This window comes from Lysinibacillus fusiformis (assembly GCF_003049525.1).
Lineage (GTDB): Bacteria > Bacillota > Bacilli > Bacillales_A > Planococcaceae > Lysinibacillus > Lysinibacillus fusiformis.
The window spans coordinates 1-216 of record NZ_PYWL01000063.1 but is presented as its reverse complement, the minus strand read 5'-3'; the positions used below and the strand labels follow the sequence as shown (position 1 = coordinate 216).

The window sequence follows — 216 nt, the reverse complement described above, 5'->3', positions numbered from 1 at the left end:
ATGCCAGCAAAACAATTTGAGCTAATCAAATTTCTTTTATGGAGAGTTTGATCCTGGCTCAGGACGAACGCTGGCGGCGTGCCTAATACATGCAAGTCGAGCGAACAGAGAAGGAGCTTGCTCCTTCAACGTTAGCGGCGGACGGGTGAGTAACACGTGGGCAACCTACCTTATAGTTTGGGATAACTCCGGGAAACCGGGGCTAATACCGAATAA

The 216-nt window shown here is 49.1% G+C and carries 1 rRNA gene; it reads left to right on the top strand.

The annotated features are described in order from the left end of the window. Positions 1-35: 35 nt before the first annotated feature. A 16S ribosomal RNA gene (locus C9J29_RS24090) occupies positions 36-216 on the top strand; the annotation flags it as partial.